The sequence below is a fragment of the Rhodococcus sp. NPDC054953 genome (assembly GCF_053609225.1).
In genome coordinates, this window is record NZ_JBSGXD010000014.1 from 70,603 (window position 1) to 87,100 (window position 16,498).

15 protein-coding genes and 3 tRNA genes are annotated in these 16,498 nt (G+C 69.8%); 11 read left to right on the forward strand and 7 right to left on the reverse strand.

Annotated features, from left to right (window positions below):
* Positions 1-23: 23 nt before the first annotated feature.
* The 3 genes from cmrA to ACWF62_RS11905 all read left to right on the forward strand — a co-directional run bounded on the left by cmrA (position 24) and on the right by ACWF62_RS11905 (position 4,005).
* Positions 24-827 (forward strand): mycolate reductase, encoded by an 804-nt coding sequence (gene cmrA / locus ACWF62_RS11895; protein ID WP_378570631.1) that lies wholly within the window; start codon positions 24-26, stop codon positions 825-827.
* Between the two features lie 117 nt (positions 828-944).
* A complete protein-coding gene (gene lysA, locus ACWF62_RS11900) occupies positions 945-2,288 on the forward strand; it encodes a diaminopimelate decarboxylase (RefSeq protein WP_452630155.1) in 1,344 nt (447 codons plus the stop codon).
* Between the two features lie 79 nt (positions 2,289-2,367).
* Positions 2,368-4,005 (forward strand): AMP-binding protein, encoded by a 1,638-nt coding sequence (locus tag ACWF62_RS11905; protein ID WP_452630156.1) that lies wholly within the window; start codon positions 2,368-2,370, stop codon positions 4,003-4,005.
* A gap of 176 nt (positions 4,006-4,181) precedes the next feature.
* Here the strand turns inward: ACWF62_RS11905 and ACWF62_RS11910 are convergent, their stop codons facing one another.
* Positions 4,182-5,897 (reverse strand): helicase HerA-like domain-containing protein, encoded by a 1,716-nt coding sequence (locus tag ACWF62_RS11910; RefSeq protein ID WP_452630157.1) that lies wholly within the window; start codon positions 5,895-5,897, stop codon positions 4,182-4,184.
* An 84-nt stretch (positions 5,898-5,981) separates the two neighbouring features.
* Here ACWF62_RS11910 and orn point away from each other — a divergent pair, with 84 nt between their 5' ends.
* Together orn and ACWF62_RS11920 are read left to right on the forward strand one after the other, a co-directional pair.
* Positions 5,982-6,581 carry an oligoribonuclease gene (gene orn / locus ACWF62_RS11915; protein ID WP_452630158.1) on the forward strand — a complete coding sequence of 200 codons (600 nt, stop codon included), beginning with the start codon at positions 5,982-5,984 and terminating at the stop codon, positions 6,579-6,581.
* A 90-nt stretch (positions 6,582-6,671) separates the two neighbouring features.
* Positions 6,672-6,744 (forward strand) — tRNA-His (locus ACWF62_RS11920).
* Positions 6,745-6,861: 117 nt separating this feature from the next.
* Here the strand turns inward: ACWF62_RS11920 and ACWF62_RS11925 are convergent.
* Entirely contained in the window at positions 6,862-8,034 is a 1,173-nt protein-coding gene (locus ACWF62_RS11925) for a L,D-transpeptidase (RefSeq protein ID WP_378570623.1), read from the reverse strand.
* A gap of 297 nt (positions 8,035-8,331) precedes the next feature.
* Between ACWF62_RS11925 and ACWF62_RS11930 the strand changes: the two genes are divergently transcribed.
* Together ACWF62_RS11930 and ACWF62_RS11935 are read left to right on the forward strand one after the other, a co-directional pair.
* Positions 8,332-8,407 (forward strand) — tRNA-Lys (locus ACWF62_RS11930).
* A gap of 73 nt (positions 8,408-8,480) precedes the next feature.
* Positions 8,481-8,556, forward strand: a tRNA-Lys gene (locus ACWF62_RS11935).
* A gap of 58 nt (positions 8,557-8,614) precedes the next feature.
* On the opposite strand, the gene ACWF62_RS11940 is transcribed toward ACWF62_RS11935, so the two are convergent.
* Positions 8,615-8,836, reverse strand: a complete 222-nt coding sequence (locus tag ACWF62_RS11940; protein ID WP_378506441.1) for a DUF3618 domain-containing protein — start codon at positions 8,834-8,836, stop codon at positions 8,615-8,617.
* Between the two features lie 71 nt (positions 8,837-8,907).
* On the opposite strand from ACWF62_RS11940, the gene bcp reads away from it, so the two are divergent.
* Positions 8,908-9,381, forward strand: a complete 474-nt coding sequence (gene bcp / locus ACWF62_RS11945) for a thioredoxin-dependent thiol peroxidase (protein WP_378570621.1) — start codon at positions 8,908-8,910, stop codon at positions 9,379-9,381.
* Positions 9,382-9,453: 72 nt separating this feature from the next.
* Here the strand turns inward: bcp and ACWF62_RS11950 are convergent, their stop codons facing one another.
* The 4 genes from ACWF62_RS11950 to ACWF62_RS11965 form a co-directional block, all read right to left on the reverse strand.
* The gene (locus ACWF62_RS11950; protein ID WP_452630168.1) at positions 9,454-10,812 is read right to left on the reverse strand and encodes a M20/M25/M40 family metallo-hydrolase; all 1,359 of its coding nucleotides are present in this window, start codon (positions 10,810-10,812) and stop codon (positions 9,454-9,456) included.
* A gap of 34 nt (positions 10,813-10,846) precedes the next feature.
* Entirely contained in the window at positions 10,847-11,338 is a 492-nt protein-coding gene (locus tag ACWF62_RS11955; RefSeq protein ID WP_378570619.1) for a hypothetical protein, read from the reverse strand.
* A gap of 1 nt (position 11,339) precedes the next feature.
* On the reverse strand, positions 11,340-12,806 hold the full coding sequence (locus ACWF62_RS11960) for an APC family permease (RefSeq protein WP_378570617.1): 1,467 nt from the start codon (positions 12,804-12,806) through the stop codon (positions 11,340-11,342).
* Positions 12,807-12,965: 159 nt separating this feature from the next.
* Complete coding sequence (locus tag ACWF62_RS11965; RefSeq protein ID WP_452630159.1) at positions 12,966-13,700, reverse strand: TetR/AcrR family transcriptional regulator; 735 nt, start codon at positions 13,698-13,700, stop codon at positions 12,966-12,968.
* A gap of 107 nt (positions 13,701-13,807) precedes the next feature.
* Between ACWF62_RS11965 and ACWF62_RS11970 the strand changes: the two genes are divergently transcribed.
* The 3 genes from ACWF62_RS11970 to ACWF62_RS11980 all read left to right on the forward strand — a co-directional run bounded on the left by ACWF62_RS11970 (position 13,808) and on the right by ACWF62_RS11980 (position 16,366).
* Positions 13,808-14,782: an ATP-binding cassette domain-containing protein gene (locus tag ACWF62_RS11970; RefSeq protein WP_452630160.1), complete on the forward strand. Its 975-nt coding sequence runs from the start codon at positions 13,808-13,810 to the stop codon at positions 14,780-14,782.
* Positions 14,779-15,558 carry an ABC transporter permease gene (locus ACWF62_RS11975; RefSeq protein WP_378506435.1) on the forward strand — a complete coding sequence of 260 codons (780 nt, stop codon included), beginning with the start codon at positions 14,779-14,781 and terminating at the stop codon, positions 15,556-15,558. The genes ACWF62_RS11970 and ACWF62_RS11975 overlap by 4 nt, the downstream gene beginning before the upstream one ends.
* Positions 15,559-15,646: 88 nt before the next feature.
* On the forward strand, positions 15,647-16,366 hold the full coding sequence (locus ACWF62_RS11980) for a TetR/AcrR family transcriptional regulator (protein WP_378570611.1): 720 nt from the start codon (positions 15,647-15,649) through the stop codon (positions 16,364-16,366).
* Positions 16,367-16,498 lie beyond the last annotated feature (132 nt).

Genomic DNA, 16,498 nt, shown 5'->3' on the forward strand with positions numbered 1-16,498 from the left:
CGGGCGGGCGCTAGCCTGTCCGGGTGACTCTGCCTACCCCCACCCCCGACGCCCGCGCGGTCGTGACCGGCGCCTCCTCCGGAATCGGCGAGGCGCTGGCCACCGAGCTGGCCGCCCGCGGCCACTCGCTGATCCTCGTCGCCCGCCGGGAGGACTTGCTCGACGCACTGGCCGCGAAGCTGACCGCGGAGCACGCCGTCACCGTCGAGGTCCGCGCGGTCGACCTGTCCGACCGAGATCGACGGGCACCGCTGGTCGAGGAGCTGTCCGGGCGGGACATCTCGATCCTGTGCAACAACGCCGGGATCGCGACGTTCGGCCCGGTGTCGGACCTGGACCCGTCGTACGAGCGGGCGCAGGTGGAACTCAATGCCGTTGCGGTGCACGACCTCACGCTGGCCGTGCTGCCCGGGATGCTGGCCCGCGGCTCGGGCGGGATCCTGATGGTGGGGTCGGCGGCGGGCAACATGCCGATCCCGAACAACGCGACCTACGCGGCGACCAAGGCGTTCGTGAACACCTTCTCCGAGTCGCTGCGCGGTGAGCTGACGGATTCCGGCGTCCACGTCACCCTGTTGGCGCCCGGCCCGGTGCGCACCGAGACCCCGGATCCGGCCGATGCGTCGATCGTGGACCGGCTGGTTCCGGACTTCCTGTGGATCTCCAGCGAGTACACCGCGAAGCTGTCCCTCGACGCACTCGCGAAGAACAAGATGCGGGTCGTTCCCGGCATCCTGAGCAAGGGGATGTCGGTGGCCGGCGGCTACACCCCCCGCGCCGTCGTCGCCCCGATCGTCGGGACCTTCTACCGGAAGCTCGGCGGCTAGCCGCCGTCAGGGCGGCGTCAGGGAGCCCACGGCAGGCGTCAACGCCCTGTCAGGGTCGGCGCCGCGGCGCGGGTCGGCGGGTAGTCCGGAGGGTGCACCCCACCCGAGGAGACAACCGTGACCCTGCTCGACATCCTCCCGTCGCTTCGCTCGGCGATGACCCCACGCCTCGATCCCGACCTGTGGCCGGTCACCACCCACGTCGACGAGCTCGGCCGGATCACGGTCGGCGGCGTCGCGCTCTGCGACGTCGCTGACCAGTTCGGCACCCCGACGTACCTCCTCGACGAACGCGACGTCCGATATCGGTGCCGGGTATATCGCGACACCTTCCCGGAGGCCGAGATCGCCTACGCCGGAAAGGCACTCCTGACCCGGGCGGTGGCGGCGTGGATCGCGGACGAGGGCCTGTCCCTCGACGTCTGCTCGGCGGGTGAACTGGCCATTGCCCTGTCTGCGGGTGTCGATCCCCGCCGAATCATCCTGCACGGCAACGTCAAGACCTCCGCTGACCTGACCGCGGCCCGGTCCGCGCGAGTGGGGCGGATCGTCGTCGACTCACCCACCGAGATCACCATGCTGTCCGCCTCGTCCGCGCCCCGCCAGAATGTTCTGGTGCGGGTGACGCCCGGCGTGGACGCGGGCACCCATCGGGCGGTCACCACCGGCATCGACGACCAGAAGTTCGGCTTCCCCCTCGCGCACGATCAGGCGGTCGACGCGATTCGGCGGATACTCGGGCAGCCCCGCCTCAACCTCATCGGGCTGCACTGCCACCTGGGGTCCCAGATCGTCGACACCGAGTGTTACGGGGTCGCACTGGATCGCCTGATCGCGACGATGGCGCAGGTCCGCAGCGACCACGGCACGATCCTCACGCAACTGAATCTCGGCGGCGGCCACGGCGTTTCGTACCGGGCGGGCGACCCCGCCCTTGACCCGTCGGCGCTGGCCGAGACGATCGAGGACGTGCTGGACGACGCCTGCGCGCGGCACCGGTTCCCGCGCCCCCGGATCGTCCTGGAACCGGGGCGGGCGATCACCGCGCGCGCCGGGGTGACGGTGTACCGGGTGGTGTCCGTCAAGCAGGTTCGTGGCGGCCGCACCTTCGTGTGCGTCGACGGCGGCATGAGTGACAATCCCCGCGTCGCGCTGTACGGGGCGCGGTACACCGTCGCGTTGGCGAACCGGCACTCGACCGCGCCGACGACGCCCGTGACCGTCGCGGGTCGCTACTGCGAGTCCGGCGACGAGATTGCGGTCGACACGAGCCTGCCCGGGGATGTGCGCCCGGGCGACGTCCTCGCGGTTCCCGTCACCGGCGCCTACCACCACAGCCTGGCGTCGACGTACAACGCGGTCGGACGGCCCCCGGTCGTCGCGGCAGCGGCAGGGGCGGTGCGGGAACTGGTCCGCCGCGAGACCATCGCCGACCTGTTGGGACGCGACGTCGGGCGCTGACACTGGCGCCTCTCCTTACTGGCAAGTAAGTTGTGGGGTGCCGCGGCTACGCGGCCACCGACCGCCAGGAGGACCCCGCATGCCGCGCCTTTCCGGAGCCACCGACCTGATCAGGGGCCTGGTGCCGATCACGAAGGCTGGCATCGTCGGCCCGATCGGACCGGGCGCCCTCACCGGCGTCGTCTCCGCCTGGTACCAGTGGGACTTCACCGCCGGTGGCCTGCTCGCGGTCGCGGCACGACGCGCTGGCGAACGCATCGCCGTCATCGACGACCGCGGCCCCGTCACGTACCGGCAGCTCGACGCCGACGCCGAGGCCCTGGCCCTCGCCCTGCACGATCGCGGTCTGCGCGAACGCGGCCGGATCGGTGTCCTTGCCCGCAACCACCGCGGGTTCGTGATCGCGATGGGCGCATCGGCCCGACTCGGCACCGACCTGGTGCTGCTCAATACCGGCGCGTCGGCCGCGCAGCTCGGCGAGATCGCCGCCGAACAGAAGCTGGACTGGCTGCTCGTCGATCCCGAATTCACGCCCCTCATCCCCGATTCGACGCTGCGGGTCGCGGTGTTCGAGGATCCGACGGACCCCGGTGACGGCGCCAACCGCGCGCAGGGGTGGGCCCGATTCGAAGGGCTCCTCGAGGACGGCCGCGACAGCAACGGCCTCGCCCTGCCGCGCCGCCCCCGACGCGGCCGCCTGATCGTCCTCACCTCCGGCACCACCGGCACACCGAAGGGCGCGTCCCGGCCCGAACCGCGCAGCTGGATGCCCGCGTCCGCGGTGCTGTCCCGGCTGCCGCTGTGCAGTCACGGGATCACGGTGCTCGCCTCGCCGATCTTCCACACCTGGGGCCTTGCCGGGACACAACTCGCGCTCGCGCTCCGGTCGACGCTCGTGCTGACCGGCCGGTTCGACCCGGCCGCAACCGTGGAATCCGTTGCCCGGCACCGGGCCGACGCGCTGTGGGTGGTTCCCACGATGCTGCAACGCATCACCGACCTGCCCGCGGATCGCCTCGACGTCGACCTGGAGTCCCTGCGGATCATCGCCGCCAGCGGGTCCGCGATCCCCACCGGAGTCGTGCACCGGACGTTCGATGTGTTCGGGTCGGTGCTGTACAACTTCTACGGATCCACCGAGGTGAGCTGGGCGTCGATCGCGCGGCCCGACGAACTGCGGCAGCACCCGACAACGGCGGGCCGTCCCCCGCTCGGCACCGTCGTGAAGATCCTCGACGACGACGGCGCCGAGGTCCCGACCCTGACCGTCGGCCGGGTGTTCGTCGGCAACGGCATGCTATTCGAGGGATACACCCGCGCAGGCTCCGAGAAGGAAATCGTCGACGGCATGATGGCGACCGGTGACGTCGGGCACTTCGACGGCGACGGCCTGCTGTTCCTCGACGGGCGCAGCGACGACATGATCGTCTCCGGCGGCGAGAACGTGTACCCCCGAGAAGTCGAGAACCTGCTGTCGGAGCTGCCGGGCGTCCTCGAGGTCGCGGTGCTCGGCGTCGACGACGCCGAATTCGTGTCCCGGCTCGCGGCGTTCGTCGTCCGCGCCGGGGACGCCGAGGGTACCGCCCTGACCGTGGACGGCATCCGCGACCACGTCCGCTCGCACCTGGCGCGCCACTGCGTCCCCCGCGATGTCACGTTCCTCGACGAGCTGCCCCGCAACGCGACCGGCAAGGTGGTCCCCCGCCTGCTCCGCTGACCGCCCCGCCCCCTCACCACCGCGCCCTCGCCACCTCGCCCTCGCCACCTCGCCCTCGCCACCTCGCCCTCGCCACCTTGGCCGAATGTGGGATCCGGTCACATCAACTGATCGAATCCCACATTCGGTCACCGGGCAGGGGGTTGGAAAGGTGATCGGACGGGTGACCGGACGCATCACCGCCGCTTGCGGCGGCCGGTACCGAACAGCGATCGGGAGATCTCCCTGCCCGCGACGGTGGCCGCGGACCTCAGGAAGCTCTTGACGGCGCTGTTCTCGAGGATCTTCTCGACCGCGCTCGGCTCGTCGGGTGCGGGCGGCGGCAGATCCGGCAGGTCGGGAAGCGCGGGCGGCAACTCCGGTGCCGGTTCGGACTGCGGCGCGAGCCGCGCCGACAGCACCTCGTACGCCGACTCCCGGTCGAGCGTCGCACCGTACTTCGCGTGCAGCGGGCTCGCGGCCGCCGCGGCGCGGATGGCGTCCTCGCCGATCGTGTCCATCAACGACCGCGGCGGCGGGATCTTCGCCCACGCCACCGGGGTCGGCGCACCCTTCTCCGACAACACCGTGACGATCGCCTCGCCAGTGCCGAGCGAGGTGAGGGCCTTCTCGAGGTCGTAGTGCTCGGTCTTCGGGTAGGTGCGGACCGTCTTCGTCAGGGCCTTCTGGTCGTCCGGCGTGAAGGCGCGCAACGCGTGCTGGATCCGAGCACCGAGCTGCGAGAGCACCGCGTTCGGCACATCCGTCGGCAGCTGGGTGCAGAAGAACACGCCGACTCCCTTGGACCGGATCAGCTTCACGGTCTGCTCAACCTGCTGCAGGAAGGCCTTCGACGCGTCCGCGAACAGCAGGTGCGCCTCGTCGAACACGAACACCAGCTTCGGCTTGTCCACGTCCCCGACCTCGGGCAACGTCTGAAACAGGTCCGCGAGCACCCACATCAGGAATGTGGAAAACATCACCGGCCGCGCCGCCTGCGCGCCCAGCTCGAACAGCGTCACCACGCCACGCCCGTCCGGCGCGACCCGGAGCAGGTCCGCGGTGTCGAATTCGGGCTCCCCGAAGAAGGTGTCGCCGCCGTCGGCCTCCAGGTTGACCAGCGCGCGCAGGATCACTCCCGCCGTCGCCGAGGACACCCCGCCGATGCCCTTGAGGTCGGCCTTGCCCTCGTCGGAGGTCAGGTGGGCGATTACCGACCGCAGGTCCTTCAGGTCGAGCAGCGCCAGGCCCCGGGTGTCCGCCCAGTGGAAGATCAGCCCGAGCGTCGACTCCTGGGTGTCGTTGAGCCCGAGCACCTTGCTGAGCAGGATCGGCCCGAAGCTGGTGATCGTCGCCCGGACCGGGACACCGATGCCCTCGGTGCCGAGCGAGACGAAGTCGACGGGGAAGGCGGTCGGGGCCCAGTCCGCGACGCCCGTCTCGACCGCGCGGGCGACCATCTTCTCGCTGGCCTCGCCCGCGGCGGACAGCCCGGACACGTCACCCTTGACGTCGGCCATCACCACCGGGACGCCCGCCGCCGACAGCTGCTCGCAGATGCCCTGCAATGTCTTCGTCTTTCCGGTCCCGGTCGCGCCGGCGACCAGACCGTGCCGGTTCAGCGTTGCCAGCGGGATACGCACCCGCGCAGCGGAATTCACCTGCCCGTCGACGATCACCGTGCCGAGCTCGAGGGCGCCGCCCGTGAAGGCGTAGCCGGCGGCGATCTCCTGGGCAGCCGAATCGTCCTGCGCGGGTACGCCACCCCCCTCCGCTGCGGTGGCCGCTAGGGCTGCCTCCTCCGCCGCCCTCGCCGCCTCCGCCGCGACTCGGGCGGCCTCCTCGGCCGCCGCCTTCGCCGTCGCGGCACGTTCCGCGAGCGCCGCCGCGTCCGATCCCGGATCCACCGTCATCCCCGCCTCCTCGATCGTCTGCCCACCCGACATCCGCTCCACCGCGAACCCTATCCGAGAAGGCGCTGACTACTGTGGATGCTCGTGCAGGACAAACTTGTGTGGATCGATTGCGAAATGACCGGGCTCCGACTCGGTACCGACAAGCTGATCGAGGTGGCGGCCCTGGTCACCGACAGCGAACTGAACATCCTCGGGGAGGGCGTGGACATCGTCATCCACGCCGACGACGCGGCCCTCGCGGACATGCCGGACGTGGTGCGGGAGATGCACGCCAAGTCGGGCCTGACCGACGAGGTCCGCGCCTCCGCCGTCACGCTCGAGGAGGCCGAGCAGCAGGTCCTCGCGTACATCCGCGAACACATCCCCGCGCCGGGCACCGCCCCGCTGTGCGGAAACTCGATCGCCACCGACCGCGGATTCCTTGCCCGTGACATGCCCGCCCTCGACGAGTACCTGCACTACCGGATGATCGACGTCTCCTCGATCAAGGAACTGTGCAGGCGCTGGTACCCGCGGATCTATTTCGGTCAGCCGGAGAAGGGGCTCGCGCACCGCGCGCTGGCCGACATCAAGGAGTCGATCCGGGAACTGCAGTACTACCGGCGGACCGCGTTCGTCGCCGACCCCGGCCCGTCTACCAGCGACATTGCCGCCGTCGTCCAGGATCTGGTTGCCGAGTAGAGACCGATTGGCGTTCCGGGCGCCGGACACGCTAGTATCGTCCACGCTGCTGACGCACGGCCCGCACGGGCGGCGCGTGGGACAGCAATGGTGACCGTAGTTCAGTTGGTAGAGCACCAGGTTGTGATCCTGGCTGTCGCGGGTTCGAGTCCCGTCGGTCACCCCGAAGAAAGGCCCCCGACTCCGGTCGGGGGCCTTTCTCGTTTCGTGCGTACCACCCGACCCGATTCCCTCACGTCACAGCCAGACTGCGCCGTGAGGGAACATCGGGAGGGGGCAGTCAAACCGCGGCGTTGCCCGCCTTCCAGGTCTCCCACGGGATGTTCCAGTCGCCGAGGCCGTCGACGCCGGACAGGGTGCCGCCGACGGTGTTCTTCACGATCGTGATGTCGCCGCGCTTGGTGTTGTCGTACACCCATTTTGCGTTCGCGGGACTCAGGTTCAGGCAGCCGTGGCTGGTGTTCGAGTAGCCCTGTTGCCCCACCGACCACGGCGCCGAGTGGAAGAAGATGCCGCTGTACGACATGCGGGTCGCCCAGTCGACCGGGGTGCGGTAGCCGTCCGGGGAGTTGACCGGCACGCCGTACGTGGACGAGTCCATCACCAGATGGTCGAAGCGGTCCCCGATGATGTAGACGCCGTTGTCGGTCGGGGTGTCGTCCTTGCCCATCGACGTCGGCATGGTCATCACGACCTGACCGTTGCGTTCGAAGGTGACCTGCTTGGTTGCGTCGTCCGCGACGGCGATCATCGCGTCGCCGATCCGGAACTCGGACCGCTGGTTCACCTGCCCGAACAGGCCGTTGCCCAGATCCCGCCCGAAGACGTCGACATCGACGGTGACGGTGGTTCCGGGCGCCCAGTAGTGCTCCGGACGCCACCGAACCTCGCGGTTGTTGACCCAGTAGAACGCGCCGTCGACGGGAGGATTGGTGGTGACGGTGATCGCGTCCTGCGCGGCCGTCCGGTCGGGGATGTTCTCGTCGAACTGGACCGCGACCGGCTGCCCGACCCCGACGACCTCACCCTCGGTCGGCAGGACGTACGGCCTGGTGAGGTTGCCGGGCGAGCTGGTGGTGAAGTTCGACACCAGACCACCGGACCCACCGAGCCCGATGGCGTCGACCTCGAGCCGGTAGCTGCCGTCGTAGCGGAGCGGCTCGGAGTTCACCCAGGACCGGCCGTCCGGTGCGATCGCGCCGGGCACCTCCGCTCCTGCCGCGTCGACCAGGACCACCCGGGACAGGGTGCCGTCCGCGACCCGCACCGCGACGGGTTCGCTCGGTGAGTGCCCGACCGCACCGTCCGCGACGGCCGATGACAGCTTCGGCTTGATGAGCTCGGTGACCGGGTTGACGTCGATCGCGGGCGCCGCACCCGCTTCGCCGCTCGAGGGAACCGTGCACCCCGACGCACCGAGCACCACGGCCGCCGCCCCCAGCGCGACCACCATCCGGAACTTCCTCACCGCAACCCCACTTCACACCGTGTCCTCGACGGGCCGACCCGATACCGACCGGGCGTGCTCCACCCGACCCCGCGGCAGTGATTTTGCCAGGCCTTTGCAGACCGACTCCCCCGGCGCCCCCGATCGACCCGTAACGTTCACATTGCAATCGCCCCTTGACCGGATCGCGTTACCCTCCGTGCGCCGTAATGCGACGCTGACCAGCCGATTTCACATCGGACGGGAAGTCCTGTTAATGTTCTCCTCGCACCGAGCGAGACGAACACCTCGCGAGACGCACCGGCGCCATTAGCTCAATTGGCAGAGCAGCTGACTCTTAATCAGCGGGTTCGGGGTTCAAGTCCCTGATGGCGCACCACACGACAAGGCCCCGACTGGTCCTCCGGATCGGATCCGGGGCCTTCACCGTGTCCCGTGCCGCGGCACACCGAGCGCCATTAGCTCAATTGGCAGAGCAGCTGACTCTTAATCAGCGGGTTCGGGGTTCAAGTCCCTGATGGCGCACCACACGAAAGGCCCCGGTCCTCTCGGAACGGGGCCTTTCGGCATCCGGGGGGACGGCCACTCAGCGGAAGATCTTCCGCAGCACCAGCACCGCCACCAGGGCACCCGCACCGAGCAGCGCGTACGTCACCGGCGGCTCGCTGACCTTCGCGACCAGCGCGGTCTTGGTGGTCTCGAGCAGGCGCTTGGGGTTGGCGCGCACACTCAGCTCGTCGAGGGTGGCGGCGAGCTGATTTCGCGCCTGCTCGATGTCGCGTTCGATGCTGTCGGTGTCCCTTGGCACGTGGACTTCCTCTCCTGGTCGGTCGTTCTCTGCCATGACCGTACCCGGAGCGGCCAAGTAGCCTGACGGTCGTGACCGACAACAACAGACTGACCCCCGGAGACCCCGCGCCCGCCTTCACCCTGCCCGACGCCGACGGCAACGAGGTGTCGCTCTCCGACTACCGCGGACGCAAGGTCATCGTCTATTTCTACCCGGCGGCGAGCACCCCCGGCTGCACCAAGCAGGCGTGCGACTTCCGGGACAGCCTCGCCGAATTGAACGGGGCCGGACTCGACGTCATCGGGATCTCCCCCGACAAGCCGGCGAAGCTCGCGAAGTTCCGCGACGCGGAGTCGCTGACCTTCCCGCTGCTGTCCGACCCCGAGAAGGCGACGCTCGCGGCCTGGGGCGCGTTCGGCGAGAAGACGATGTACGGCAAGAAGGTGCAGGGCGTGATCCGCTCCACGTTCCTCGTCGATGAGAACGGCGCGATCGCGGTCGCGCAGTACAACGTGCGGGCCACCGGGCACGTAGCGAAGCTGCGCCGCGACCTGTCCGTCTGACCCCGCTCCGGACCGGGTGAAGGGCACCTGGACCCGGTTCAGCGGGGCGAACGGCACCTTCACCAGGTGGGGTCAGGAGCCGAAACGCCGCAGGAACAGCGCCTCGGCGACCGCGAGGTTCTCGATCTCGGACGGGTCGACGCTCTCGTTCGGCGCGTGGATCAGGCAGCGGGGTTCCTCGACGCCGAGCATCACGATCTCGGCCCCGGGCACCTGCTCGGCGAAGACGTTGCACAGCGGGATCGACCCGCCCTGCCCGACGGTGCCGAGTGGTCGCCCGAACGCCTCCGCCATCGCCGCACCCAGTGCGGCGTACCCGGGACCATCGGTGCCCGCCCGGAACGGCGACCCGGTCTGTTCCGGCTCCACCGTCACCCTCGACCCCCACGGCGCGTGCGCGTGCAGGTGCCCGATCAACGCGTCCAACGCGGTCTGCGGGTCCATGCCGGGCGGGACCCGCAGGTTCAGCCGCGCGGAGGCGCGGGGTTGGATCGCCGCTGCCGATCCGACAACCGGCGGGCAGTCGATGCCGAGGATGGTCAGCGCGGGGCGGGCCCAGACCCGGTCCGCCACCGTCCCGGTCCCGGCAAGGCCGACGCCGTCGAGAACCCCCGCGTCGGTGCGGAACTGGGCTTCGGCGTAGGCGGCACCGTCCCAGGACTGGGTGGCGTCGAGGCCGTCGACGACGGTGTTGCCGTCCGCGTCCCGCAGTGACGCCAGCATCTGCACCAACGCGGCAAGCGCGTCGGGGGCCGGCCCACCGAACATCCCCGAATGGACCTCGCTCGCCATGGTCTCCACGTGCACGACGACGTTCGCGACCCCGCGCAGCGTCACCGTCGCGGTCGGCTCCCCGACCTCCGCGTTGCCGGTGTCCACGACGAGGATCATGTCGGCCTGGAACAGGTCGGGGCGCGCCGCGACGAGCGCCTCGAGCCCGCCGGTGCCCATCTCCTCGGTGCCCTCCGCGACGATCCGGATGCCGACCGGGAACGGAGTGCCCGATGTCCCCGACCCGCGCAGCGCGCGGAGCGCCAGCAGGTGCATCACGATGTTGCCCTTGCAGTCCGCGGCGCCCCTGCCGTACCAGCGGCCGTCACGGTCGGTGAGTTCGAAGGGCGGCGTGTGCCATGCCGTTTCGTCGCCGGGCGGCTGCACGTCGTAGTGGCAGTAGAGCAGGACCGTCGGGGCTCCCGGCGGCCCCGGCTGGTGCCCGACGACGGCGTTCGAGCCGTCCGCCGTCTCGATCAGTTCCACCGACCCGACGCCGGCGGCGACGAAGGCGTCCCTGACCCAGGTCGCTGCGGCGATGCACTCCTCGGGCGGGAACTGCCGCGGATCGGCCACCGATCGATACGCCACCAGCGTCGCGAGTTCCTCCCTGGCCGTTGGCATCAGCCGCCGCACCGCATCTCGGATGTCCGCCCCCATCGTCAGGTCCGACACGTCCCGCTCCTCCCGTCGATCACTTCTCCGTCACCAGCTTCAGGTCCGCGAGCAGCCCGTCGAAGTCGGCGAGCCGGTCGGGGCAGTACACCTCGAGCACCAGCCGCTCGCCCGCGAGCCGGTCGCGGGTGGCGAGAATGGGCCGCTGCCCCGGACCGGGTGCCCCGCTGACGATCTGCTGGTCGAGCAGGCCCGCACGTAGTGCGCCAGCGGAGTCGGTGCACGCCGCTCCCCCGTCGGTTCCGAGGACCCGTGCGGTGGCGTCGATGTCGACCGGCTGCAGCCCGGCCGCCGAATAGCGCACGGCCAGCTCGGTGGCAAGGTTCTCCGCCCGCTCGTCGCTCCGGTCCGCGTTGAAGGCGACCAGCCCCCACACGGTGAGCCCGACGAACAGCGCGAAGGCGAGCAGGTAGAGGATCAGGTGGGTGTTTTCGGGTCGGCGGAACAGGTCGTCGCCCGCGGCGAGGTCAACCTCGTCGGACGGGCCGGGTTCCGGTGCGGCCGTGCTCATCTCACGCCTCCTTCATCGCGGTCAGCGGGTCGACGGTCACGTCCTGCTTCCAGGACGGTTTGCGCAGCGCCAGGATCAGCAGCGGCGCCCCAAGCCCGACGATGCCGAACCCGCCACCGACGATGAGCACGTAGACAACAACGTTGCCGCCGCCGAACTGGGACGGCGGGACGAATCCGATGAAGAAGGCGGCCGCGCTCGAGAGCAGCCCCACCCAGCACAGCAGCGGAAGCACGGGCGCGCGGTAGCCACGAGGATGGTCGGGCTGACTGCGCCGCAACCGCATCGCCGCGACGAACAGCAGCAGGTACACCACCAGGTACACCTGGGTGGTGATCACCGAGAGGATCCAGTACGCGCTCGACACCTCCGGGATGAACGCGTACAGCAGCGCGATCAGGGTGGTCACCACCCCCTGCGCGACGAGAATGTTCTGCTGGATCCCGTGCTTGTTGAGCTTCTGCAACACCGGGGGCAGGAACCCGTCCTTGCGGCCGATCATCAGCAGCCCCTTGGACGGTCCGGCCAGCCAGGTGAGCATCCCGCCGAGCGAGGCGGCAATCAGCATCAGCGCGAGAATCGGTGTCGCCCAGCCGAACCCGAAGTGCGCGAAGAAGGTGTCGAAGGCCTGCATCACCCCCGCGGTCAGCGACAGCTTGTCCGCGGGCACCACCCAGCTGATCGCGATCGCGGGCAGGATAAAGATTGCGAGCACCAACCCCATCGCGACGAACATCGCGCGCGGGAACTCGAACGCGGGCCGCCGCAGACTGGACACGTGCACCGCGTTCATCTCCATGCCCGAGTAGGACAGGAAGTTGTTGACGATCAGCACCAGCGACGCGATGCCCGTCCACGCGGGCAGCAGCGCGGACGCCTCCATCGGCGCGGCGGAGGGATTGCCCTGGCCGAGGAAGACGACGCCCATCACGATCAGCAGCACACCGGGGATGAGGGTGCCGAGGATCAGCCCGGCACTGGACAGTCCGGCGACGGCCTTCATCCCGCGGGACGAGACGAACACCCCGGTCCAGAACAGGGTGACGATGATGATTGCGGTGTAGAGGCCGTTCGAGGCGAGCGACGGGTCGATCACGTACGCGAACGTGCTCGCGACGTAGGCCAGCAACGTCGGATAGTAGAAGATCGTCATCGCGAACTGGCACCACACCGCGAGGAACCCGGCCTTGTCGGAGATGCCCTCCGCGACCCAGCGGTAGACGCCACCGGACCAGCCGGACGCGAGTTCCGCGGACACCAGCGACGTCGGCAGCAGGAACACGATCGCGGGCACGACGTACAGGAAGACGCACGCGAGGCCGTACACCGCCATCGACGGCGACGAGCGGAGGCTGGCCACCGAACTCGTCGTCATCAACGCCAGCGCGATCCAGGTGATGTACTGCTGGCGCGGCCCGGTGGGCAGCACCCGCGCGGGGGTCGCGTCCCCAGTAGTGTCGACTCCCATTGGCTCCACCATCCCGTCGGACAGGCCGTCGTGAGTCCCGCACGGGCCGCGACAGCGCAGGCTTCACCAGCACTATCCGGCCTGCAGCCCGGGTCCGCAGCGCGGCAGCCCCGATCGTGACCCGATTTCACCCCGATCGGGTGAGACGTCGGGGCGCCGTCAGCTCCGCGCGTCGATCAGGGTCTGCACGCCGTCGAGGAGCAGGTCGAGGGCGAATCGGAAGCCGAGTTCGCCGGGGTGGGCTCCGCCGCCGTCGTCCTCGTCGAATCCGCCGCCGACCAGGGCGGCCACCAGGTGCGGGAAGTGCGCGGTGTCGATCAGTTTCGGCAGCAGTGCGCCGTAGTCGATCTCGTCGGTGGCCGCGCTCGCCATGTCGCTGGACAGCCGCGCCCGGCCGACGACGAACAGGGAGGTGGTGGTGACGACCTGCACCTTGACCATCTCCGATACCGGAACCGCCGCCAGTGCGCCGAGTCCGGCGTCGAGCCAGCGCAGGTTGTTCGGACCGGTCGGCGGCGCGACGATCGGCAGCTGCAGCCACCACGGGTGGCGCAGCACCCGGGCGTATTCGGCCAGCGCCCAGGCATGCAGACCCGCGCGCCACGGCAGGTCGGGGTCGAGCGCGGGGGGTTCGCCGAGCGCGCGATCGGTGATCAGCTCGACCAGTTCGTCCTTGCTGTCGACGTAGCGGTACAGCGACATCGGCGTGAAGCCGAGTTGCTTGGCGAGCCGCGCCATCGACACCGCGGCGACCCCCTCGGCGTCCGCGAGCTCGATCGCGGCGTCGAGGATCTGCTCGAGCGTCAACCCCCGGCGCGGTCCGCGGCTGCCCGCCTCGACGAACCCCCAGGCCCTGCGCACCGTCCGGGGCAGGTCGTCGCCTGCTGTCTGCATGATTCGCGCGCTCCCGTCGTCGTGGACCTCTTGCGCTCATCCTAAAACTGCGTATGGTCTACACAAAGCATACGCGATACACAGTTTCCGATCAGAGGAGCGCTGCCATGCCCCACGACGATCTCCCCGCCGCGATCGAGCTCCGCGGCCTGACCAAGCGCTACGGCGACACCACCGTGCTCGACGGCGTGGACCTGACCGTTCCGGCGGGAAGCATCTTCGCCCTGCTCGGCGCCAACGGCGCGGGCAAAACCACCACGGTCCGGATCCTGTCCACCCTCCTGCCGTTCGACACCGGCACGGTCCGCGTCGCGGGCCACGCCCTGCCGCAGGACGCCCGGTCGGTGCACCGCGCGATCGGTGTCACCGGCCAGTACGCCGCGGTGGACGGGCTGCTCACCGGACGCGAGAACCTCGTCCTCGTCGCCGAACTCAGCCACCTCGGCCGGGCCGAATCACGCAGGCGCGCCGCCGAACTGCTGGACCGTTTCGGCCTCGTCGACGCGGCCGACCGCCGCGCCGACACCTATTCGGGTGGCATGCGCCGGCGACTCGACCTCGCGATGAGCCTGGTCGCCGGGCCTCGGCTGGTGTTCCTCGACGAACCGACCACCGGCCTCGACCCGCGCAGCCGACGCGAGATGTGGACCGTCGTCCGGGAACTCGCGTCCGACGGGGTCACCATCGTGCTGACCACCCAGTACCTCGACGAGGCGGACGAACTCGCGGACCGGATCGCGGTCCTCGACGGCGGCCGGATCGTCGCCGAGGGCACCGCGGACGAGCTGAAGGCGCTGGTGTCCGGCGGCCATCTCGAGCTGCAGTTCGCCGACCCCGTGGACCTCGAGCGGACCGCGGCGGCCCTGCCCGATGCGTCGGTGCACGCCGACGCGTTGACCCTCACCGTGCCGACGGACGGCAGCGTCGCCTCGCTCAAGTCCCTGCTCGCTGGCATCGACGACACCGTCGCGGTGGACCGCGTCGCGCTGCACACCCCCGACCTCGACGACGTCTTCTTCGCTCTCACCGGCTCGCACCGCGACCCCGACGCCACCCCGACCACGAAGGCGGTATCCCGATGAGCACCCCCGTGCCGATCCGGTTCGCCGCAGGCCGCGACGCCGCCGTCATCACGCGCCGCAGCCTGACCCACCTGCTGCGCAGCCCGGACTCGATGATCACCGCACTGGCGCTGCCGATCGTGCTCATGCTCTTGTTCGTCTACGTCTTCGGCGGGGCGATCGACACCGGCACCGACTACCTCGACTACGTCGTCCCCGGGATCATCCTGCTGTGCGCCGCATTCGGTGCTGCGACGACCGCGGTCAGCGTCTCGTCCGACCTGACCGAGGGCATCGTCGACCGCTTCCGCACCCTGCCGATGGCGCAGTCGGCGTTCCTGACCGGCCATGTGCTCGCCAGCATCGCACGCAACCTGATCACCACGGCCATCGTGATCGGCGTCGCCCTCGCGATGGGGTTCCGGCCGACGACGGACCCGGTGCGGTGGCTCGGGGTCGTCGCGATCCTCGTGCTGTTCCTCTTCGCGCTGTCGTACCTGTCGACCGCGCTCGGGCTGCTCGCGAGGAACCCCGAGGCAGCGAACGGCTTCACCTTCGTGATCATGTTCCTGCCCTACGTCTCGAGCGCGTTCGTCCCCGCCGAGTCGATGCCGTCGTGGCTGCAGTGGTTCGCCGAGAACCAGCCGATCACCCCGATCATCGAGACGGTCCGCGGCCTGCTGATGGGCACACCCATCGGCGACAGCGGCTGGCTCGCGGTCGCCTGGTGCATCGTGATCGCCGGGATCGGGTTCGGGTGGGCGAGCGTGCTGTACCGACGTCGGGTCACGCGCTGACACCCGATTCCCGGTACCGACGGACACACAGAACCCCAGGGTGATCGAATCCGGTGCGCACGCCGGTTAACCTGGGTGAGTGGACGCCATGACCAGCAGTCGAGCCTCGCGTCGCGCGGACCCGGCCCTGGTGGCCGGTGCCGCCGATCCCGTCCTGGTTGGCGTCGCCGCCGACCCGGACGCACCGCAGGAACTGCTGCCCCGCAAGCGGCCGACGCAGGAACGCAGCCGGCGCAAGTTCGACGCCCTGCTCGCCTCCGCACGGGACCTCCTGACCGAGGTCGGGTTCGAGTCGTTCACCTGCGAGGAGGTCGCCTCCCGCGCCGACGTCCCGATCGGCACCCTCTACCAGTTCTTCGCCAACAAGTACGTGATCGTGTGCGAGCTGAACCGGCAGGACTTCGCGTCGGTCCGCGACGAACTCGAGCAGTTCGACGGGGTGATCCCCTCGCTGGACTGGCTGCGGTTCCTGGACAGCTTCGTCGACCACCTGGCGAAGCTGTGGACGTCGGATCCGTCCCGCCGGGAGGTCTGGCTGGCGATGCAGTCGACGCCGTCGACCCGCGCGACCGGCAAGATCAGCGAGAAGCAGCTCGCCGAGAAGATCGCGACGATGCTCGCGCCGCTGACGCCGCGCACCCTCCGCGACCGCCGGATCATGATGGCCGAGGTGCTGGTGCACGTCGTCTACTCGATGCTGAACTTCTCCGTGCAGGACGGGCAGTCGCATTCCGACGCGGTCGCCGAGCTGAAACGGCTGATGGCCGCGTATCTCCTTGTTGCCGAGAAGGAGTCACGGACCAGCTAGGCACAACGGACGGGGACCCCCCGGGGAGGGTCTCCCCCCCACGAGGCCACTCCTTTTCTCCCCCCCCCAACCAAGACACCCAATGGGGTTTCCTCCCTACAAACACCCCCCCCCCCCCCCCCCCCCCCCCGG

Bases quoted from the DNA above. Each gene is read 5' to 3' on its own strand.
- ACWF62_RS11905 (WP_452630156.1), top strand. From the start codon at position 2,368: ATGCCGCGCCTTTCCGGAGCCACCGACCTGATCAGGGGCCTGGTGCCG.
- ACWF62_RS11910 (WP_452630157.1), bottom strand. From the start codon at position 5,897: ATGACGGTGGATCCGGGATCGGACGCGGCGGCGCTCGCGGAACGTGCC.
- ACWF62_RS11925 (WP_378570623.1), bottom strand. From the start codon at position 8,034: ATGGTGGTCGCGCTGGGGGCGGCGGCCGTGGTGCTCGGTGCGTCGGGG.
- ACWF62_RS11950 (WP_452630168.1), bottom strand. From the start codon at position 10,812: ATGGGGGCGGACATCCGAGATGCGGTGCGGCGGCTGATGCCAACGGCC.
- ACWF62_RS11955 (WP_378570619.1), bottom strand. From the start codon at position 11,338: ATGAGCACGGCCGCACCGGAACCCGGCCCGTCCGACGAGGTTGACCTC.
- ACWF62_RS11960 (WP_378570617.1), bottom strand. From the start codon at position 12,806: ATGGGAGTCGACACTACTGGGGACGCGACCCCCGCGCGGGTGCTGCCC.
- ACWF62_RS11965 (WP_452630159.1), bottom strand. From the start codon at position 13,700: ATGCAGACAGCAGGCGACGACCTGCCCCGGACGGTGCGCAGGGCCTGG.
- ACWF62_RS11970 (WP_452630160.1), top strand. From the start codon at position 13,808: ATGCCCCACGACGATCTCCCCGCCGCGATCGAGCTCCGCGGCCTGACC.
- ACWF62_RS11975 (WP_378506435.1), top strand. From the start codon at position 14,779: ATGAGCACCCCCGTGCCGATCCGGTTCGCCGCAGGCCGCGACGCCGCC.
- ACWF62_RS11980 (WP_378570611.1), top strand. From the start codon at position 15,647: ATGACCAGCAGTCGAGCCTCGCGTCGCGCGGACCCGGCCCTGGTGGCC.